This window comes from Caballeronia sp. (genome assembly GCF_028292365.1).
Lineage (GTDB): Bacteria > Pseudomonadota > Gammaproteobacteria > Burkholderiales > Burkholderiaceae > Caballeronia.
The window spans coordinates 1-5,963 of record NZ_JAQGMM010000281.1; the positions used below are offsets into that span (position 1 = coordinate 1).

The following is a 5,963-nucleotide window of genomic DNA, read 5'->3' on the forward strand; positions in this document are numbered from 1 at the left end:
TCAAGCTGCTGCACCAGCGCCTTGGAACGACGATTGTGTACGTGACGCACGATCAGATCGAAGCCATGACGCTCGGCGACCGGATCGCGGTGATGAAGGATGGCGTGGTGCAACAGTTCGGCGCGCCACAGGATATCTATGATTCGCCGGCGAATTTGTTCGTGGCGGGTTTCATTGGCGCGCCGCCGATGAATTTCATCGATGGCAAGCTGGTCGAGGCAGGATCGGGCGTCGGACTTGAGATTGATACGGGCGTGACGCGTACCGTGTTGACTCTGCCGTTCGATGCCGCTGCCGTGCGTGGCAAGGTCGGCCAGAATGTGATTCTCGGCTTGCGTCCGGAGCGGATTACGGATGCCCGCAGTGCGCATAACGTTGAAGATGCGCGGCTGCAGCCGATTGAAGTGAAGATCGATGTGATCGAACCTACTGGCCCGGATACGCTGGTGTTCACGCAAGTGAACGGCAAGCGCGTGGTGAGCCGTGTGCACCCGGCGAGCAATCCGCAGCCGCTGACGAACATGACGCTGTTGTTCGACGTATCGAAGGCAGTGTTGTTCGATTCGAAGACGGAAGATCGATTGGCTTGAAGGTTTTCTGGGTAGATAGCGCCGTGCAGACCGAAAGGGCTGCGCGGCTTTTTTTCGTTTTGCTGCGCCGCGCGCTTAAAGAACTAGCGGAACGGCTTTGGGCTTCTTACTTGTCGCCGGTGTCCTTTTACACGAGACGAGCGTAATCGCTTAAGCGCCTCCCGCCGCGACCCGAACTGACCAAAACCGCGCCGGCCAGCACCATCAGGCACAATTCCCTTTCTGAATCCTCGAACAAGCCGGCGCATCCACCGGCAATGCAAAGCAGGCGGCCCTCCCCGACATGACAGATTCTTTCCGCAGCCGACATCCCGATCTCGAATGGCGCGCTGCTACCGGCGCAGATCCGTTCATTGAACTCGAAGCGCTCGACGACGCTCGCGTCGACGCCTGGGTCGATGCGCAAAACGCGCGCACCACCGCTGCTTTCGGTAAAACGCCGCAAACCGATGCCCTCACCACACGCCTGAAAACCGCCTACACCTCGCAGGAACGGATTGTTTCGTGCTCGCGTTATGACGACTGGGGCTACAACACGTGGCAGGACGAGACGCATCCGCTTGGAATCGTCAGGCGTACGCCGTGGTCGTCGTGGCTGGCTGGCAATCCCGAATGGCAAACCATCCTGGACGTCGATCAGATCGACTTGAATACGAGCGCCGCCAAAGACGGCATCCGCTGGGCGCTGCACGACTTCGACATGCTCTACCCGACCTGGGACCGTGCGTTGGTGAGCTTCTCGCCGGGCGGCTCAGACGCATGCATGGTCCGCGAATTCGACATCGAAACACAACGCTTTGTAGAAGACGGCTTCACACTTCCGGATGTAGGCAAGCACGGCATTTCGTGGATCGATCGCGACACGGTGTACGTCGGCTGGGACGATAGCGCGCATAGCAAAAAGCCCGCGCTGACCACGTCCGGGTTTCCACGTCAGGCGCGCAGATGGAAGCGCGGAACGAAGCTGGCCGATGCTCCCATCGTCTTCGAAGGCAAGCGTCGCGATGTATCGGCAGGCGTGGATTACGATCAACTCGAAAAGTTGCATCTGGCTTCGCGCGCGGTGACCTTTTACGAGACGCTGCAATACTGGCTCGATGAAACCACGGGCGAGTGGCAGCAATACGATGTCCCGCCGCACGCAGAACTCGAGCATTGGAACGGCTGGTTGTTCGTCACGCCACGCGAGGCGTATCAAGCGGGCGCAACGACCTACGCGAGCGGTTCGTTGCTCGTCATTCGCCGCGATGCCTTCCTGAAAGGCGCGCGCAATTTCACCGTGCTGTTCACGCCGTCAGGCCGCAACGTTCTCGCCGATATCGACTTCACGAAGCACTGGTTGGTGATGTCGCTGATGGACGATGGTTCGCCTCGCGTGGAATTGCTTGGCCCGCCGGCCGATCTCGAAGGTGAATGGACGCGCCGCGATTTCGCGTTGCCGGCCGCCAGCCAGTCGTATGTGGATTCCATCGACAGCGAACGCGACGATACCGTACTTGTTCACGTCGAACATTTCCTCACGCCGCCGTCGCTTTACTTCGCCGATTTCGCGCAACCGGAAAAGGAGTGGCAACTGCTCGCGCGCCTTCCGGCTCAGTTCGACTCCACCGGCCTCATTGCCGAGCGTCGTCACGCAATATCAACCGATGGCGTCGCTATTCCCTATTGGCTGATCGGCCGTGAAGCAAACGTGAAGGGTCACGAAACCGCACCCTGCCTGCTCTACGGCTATGGCGGCTTCGAAGTTGCGCTCGACCCGCATTACGACGCGACCACAGGCATCGCGTGGCTCGAAGGCGGCGGCTTGTACGCAGTCGCGAACATTCGTGGCGGCGGCGAGTTCGGGCCGGAGTGGCATCAGGCGGCGCAGCGTGAAAAGCGCCAGGTCGCCTTCGATGACTTCATCGCAGTTTCAGAAGCGCTGGTGGCGTCGGGCGTGACGACATCGAAACAACTCGCCATTCGTGGCGGCAGCAATGGCGGCTTGCTTACCGGCGTCATGCTGGTCCAGCGCCCGGAGTTGTTCGGCGCAGCGTTGTCCGAAGTGCCTTTGCTCGACATGGCGCGATTTCACTTGCTGCTACAAGGCGCATCGTGGATCGATGAATACGGCGACCCCGAGGAGGCAGACGACCTACGCTTCCTGATGACTTATTCGCCGTATCAAAACGTGAAAGCCGATGCGGTTTGTCCGCCGGCGCTGTTCACGTCATCGGCGACCGATGACCGCGTGCATCCCGGGCACGCTCGCAAGATGGCGGCAAGGATGCAAGCGCAAGGGCACGACCGCGTGTGGTATCTGGAGAACCGCGACGGCGGTCATGGCGCGGGCGTGGAGGCGGAAAGCATCGCCCGTGTGGAAGCGACCGCGTTCACGTTCTTGCACCAGTTGGTGGGCAACAAGTAATGTTCTGCCGGGCGCGCGGCTGACTTGGCAACGCGCTCACGTTCTCAGGCGGTGAGTAAACCCGGCGCAGATATCTTGTCCGCGCCGGGTTGTTCAAAATGCGCCGCGCGATATATCAGGGCGACCGAACAAGTTCAAATACATCACCCAACCCGACTTGCCCTCACCGGCGTGCCATGCCAGCGCAGCACCAGTGTTCGGCCGACGAACGTCAGCACGCCCGTCACGCCGATCACGATTCCCATCCCCTGCGGCGTACCGTCGTGGAACATCCCGACGGCAACGCTCGCCAGCGCGCCGAGGGCCAATTGCACCGCGCCGAACACCGCGGCGGCGGCGCCTGCGTTGTGCGGGTATCGATGCATCAGGTCAGTCGTGCAGTTCGCCGACAACAAACCCACGACGCCAACCACGAAGAACAGACAGACGACGATCGACCACAAGCCGCCAAAACCGGTGATGCAAACAAATGCTGTAGCCAGCGCCGCGATCACGCTGACGAACGACGCTATCGATATCAGTTTCAGCGATCCCAGCGGCCCGACCAGCCGCGTGTTCACCACGTTCCAGCCGATGATCCCAATGATGTTCAGCCCGAAGAAGAACCCGTAGTGCTGCGGCTTCACATGAAAATAGTCGATATACACAAACGGCGTCGCGGTGATGTACGCGAACATCGACGCGAACGCCATGCCGCCGCATAGCGTGTGGCCCCAGGTGACGGGATCGGTGAGAAGACGGCCGTACGCGGCAAACGATCGGCCAAGCGCCGATGTCGCGCGTTTCTCGCGCGGCCAGGTTTCCGGCACCCGCAAATACGTGGTCACCGCGCAGATCGTGCCGAACACCGTCAACGTGACGAACACCGCGCGCCAGCCGCCCAGCAGCAGCAACTGACCGCCTATCAGCGGTGCGAGCAACGGTCCGATCGACGTGACGATGGCGAGCATCGACAGCACCCGGGCCGCGTCCGACGGAGCGTGAGCATCGCGCGCAATCGCGCGCGCCAGTACCGACGCCGAACCCGCGCCGAGCGCTTGCAGAAAGCGCAGCAAAACCAGCGAATCGATGGAAAACGACAGCGCGCATCCCACGCTCGCGAGCGTGTACAACACGATGCCGCCCAGCAGCACCGGCCGGCGGCCGTAGGCGTCCGAGAGCGGACCGTACACAAGCATGCCGAGCGAAAAACCCAGCATGAAACTGGTCAGCGTGATCTGCGCGGCGGCGGCGGTCGTACCGAACGAGGTGGCGAGCGCCGGCAGGCTCGGCAGATACATATCGATGGAAAGCGGTCCGCACGCCGCCAGCGCGCCGAGCAACAGGATCAGTCGGCGGTCGGCACGGCGCTTGATGATTTCGGGCATGAGAGGCGAAAGGGAGCTTGAGGAAAAGGCGCGGTTTTCGGAACTGGCGAGCAATGAGCAACGATTGGCGACGATTGGCGAAACGGCCACAAAACGACCACGAGACAAACACGATACGAGTGCGAAAAACCTGGCAACAGCCATGTCCCGCGTGCAAGTGAACGGCTTAAACAAAGCCTTAAAACACAGTGCATTGTACCCGCCCCGCTTTCACCATCCTCACGGCGGTCCTTTTGAATGCGGCACCAGGGCGGAGCGTCGCGGGCTCGAAGCAGTCGACTCCGGTACAATTTCATCTTGATTTCCTGTAGCCGCGAGCCAAGCGCCAGACCCCGTCGGGCCTGGTCGAACCCAGCCGGACTCCGCCGGATCCGATCCCAGCGCTGATCCAGGCTTGAAACGAAGCCAGCGGCCGCAGCCCTCTTCAGCCGAACCCGTCATTCAGCGCAGGTCCCGTCATGTCCAGAAATGAAGCTCTCTTCGAACGCGCCCAGAAAACCATTCCCGGCGGTGTGAACTCGCCGGTGCGCGCGTTTCGCTCGGTCGGCGGCACGCCGCGGTTCATCGAACGGGCGCAAGGTCCGTATTTCTGGGACGCCGAGGGCAAGCAGTACATCGACTACATCGGTTCCTGGGGGCCGATGATCCTCGGCCACGTTCATCCCGAAGTACTCGAAGCCGTGCAGCGCGTGCTCGCGAACGGGTTTTCGTTCGGTGCGCCGACCGAATCCGAGATCGAGATCGCGGAAGAGATCTGCAAGCTGGTCCCGTCGATTGAACAAGTGCGCATGGTGTCGAGCGGCACCGAGGCGACCATGAGCGCGCTGCGTCTCGCACGCGGATTCACGAAACGGGATCGGATCATCAAGTTCGAGGGGTGTTATCACGGTCATGCGGACAGCCTGCTCGTGAAAGCGGGCTCGGGTTTGCTGACCTTCGGCAACCCCACATCGGCAGGCGTTCCCGCCGATACCGCCAAGCACACGACCGTGCTCGAATACAACAACGTCGAGCAGCTTGACGAAGCGTTTGCCGCGTTCGGCGCGGAAATCGCGTCGATAATCGTGGAGCCGGTGGCCGGCAACATGAACCTCGTGAAAGCCACGCCCGAGTTCCTGCAAGCACTGCGCGCACGTTGCGACGAGTACGGCTCCGTGCTGATTTTCGATGAAGTCATGTGCGGTTTTCGCGTGGCGCTGGGCGGCGCGCAGCAGGTCTATGGCATCAAGCCGGACCTGACGTGCCTGGGCAAGGTCATCGGCGGCGGTATGCCTGCGGCAGCGTTCGGCGGACGCCGGGACATCATGGCGCATCTCGCGCCGCTCGGTGGCGTGTACCAGGCGGGCACGTTGTCGGGAAATCCGATCGCGGTTGCCGCCGGGTTAAAGACGCTGCAACTGATCCAGGCGCCAGGGTTCTACGACACGCTCACGAAGCAAACCCGTCGTCTCGCCGATGGCTTGGCCGCTGTCGCCAAGGAAGCCAGGGTGCCGTTCTCGGCAGATGCCATCGGCGGCATGTTCGGCCTGTATTTCGCCGAGCGCATCCCGGGAAGTTTCGCTGAAGTCACGCAGGGCGACACGAAGCGCTTCAACGCGT

General features: G+C 61.6%; 4 protein-coding genes. 3 read left to right on the top strand and 1 reads right to left on the bottom strand.

Annotated elements, in window-relative coordinates:
• A partial coding sequence (locus JWR14_RS17500) for a TOBE domain-containing protein (RefSeq protein ID WP_366144557.1) occupies positions 1-590 on the top strand: 590 nt, incomplete at its 5' end.
• Between the two features lie 283 nt (positions 591-873).
• Positions 874-2,997 (top strand): prolyl oligopeptidase family serine peptidase, encoded by a 2,124-nt coding sequence (locus JWR14_RS17505; RefSeq protein WP_299709175.1) that lies wholly within the window; start codon positions 874-876, stop codon positions 2,995-2,997.
• Positions 2,998-3,140: 143 nt separating this feature from the next.
• Here the strand turns inward: JWR14_RS17505 and JWR14_RS17510 are convergent, their stop codons facing one another.
• The gene (locus JWR14_RS17510) at positions 3,141-4,364 is read right to left on the bottom strand and encodes a Bcr/CflA family multidrug efflux MFS transporter (protein ID WP_299709178.1); all 1,224 of its coding nucleotides are present in this window, start codon (positions 4,362-4,364) and stop codon (positions 3,141-3,143) included.
• A gap of 458 nt (positions 4,365-4,822) precedes the next feature.
• Here JWR14_RS17510 and hemL point away from each other — a divergent pair.
• Positions 4,823-5,963 (top strand): glutamate-1-semialdehyde 2,1-aminomutase (gene hemL / locus JWR14_RS17515; protein WP_299709181.1); only part of this gene is annotated, 1,141 nt, incomplete at its 3' end.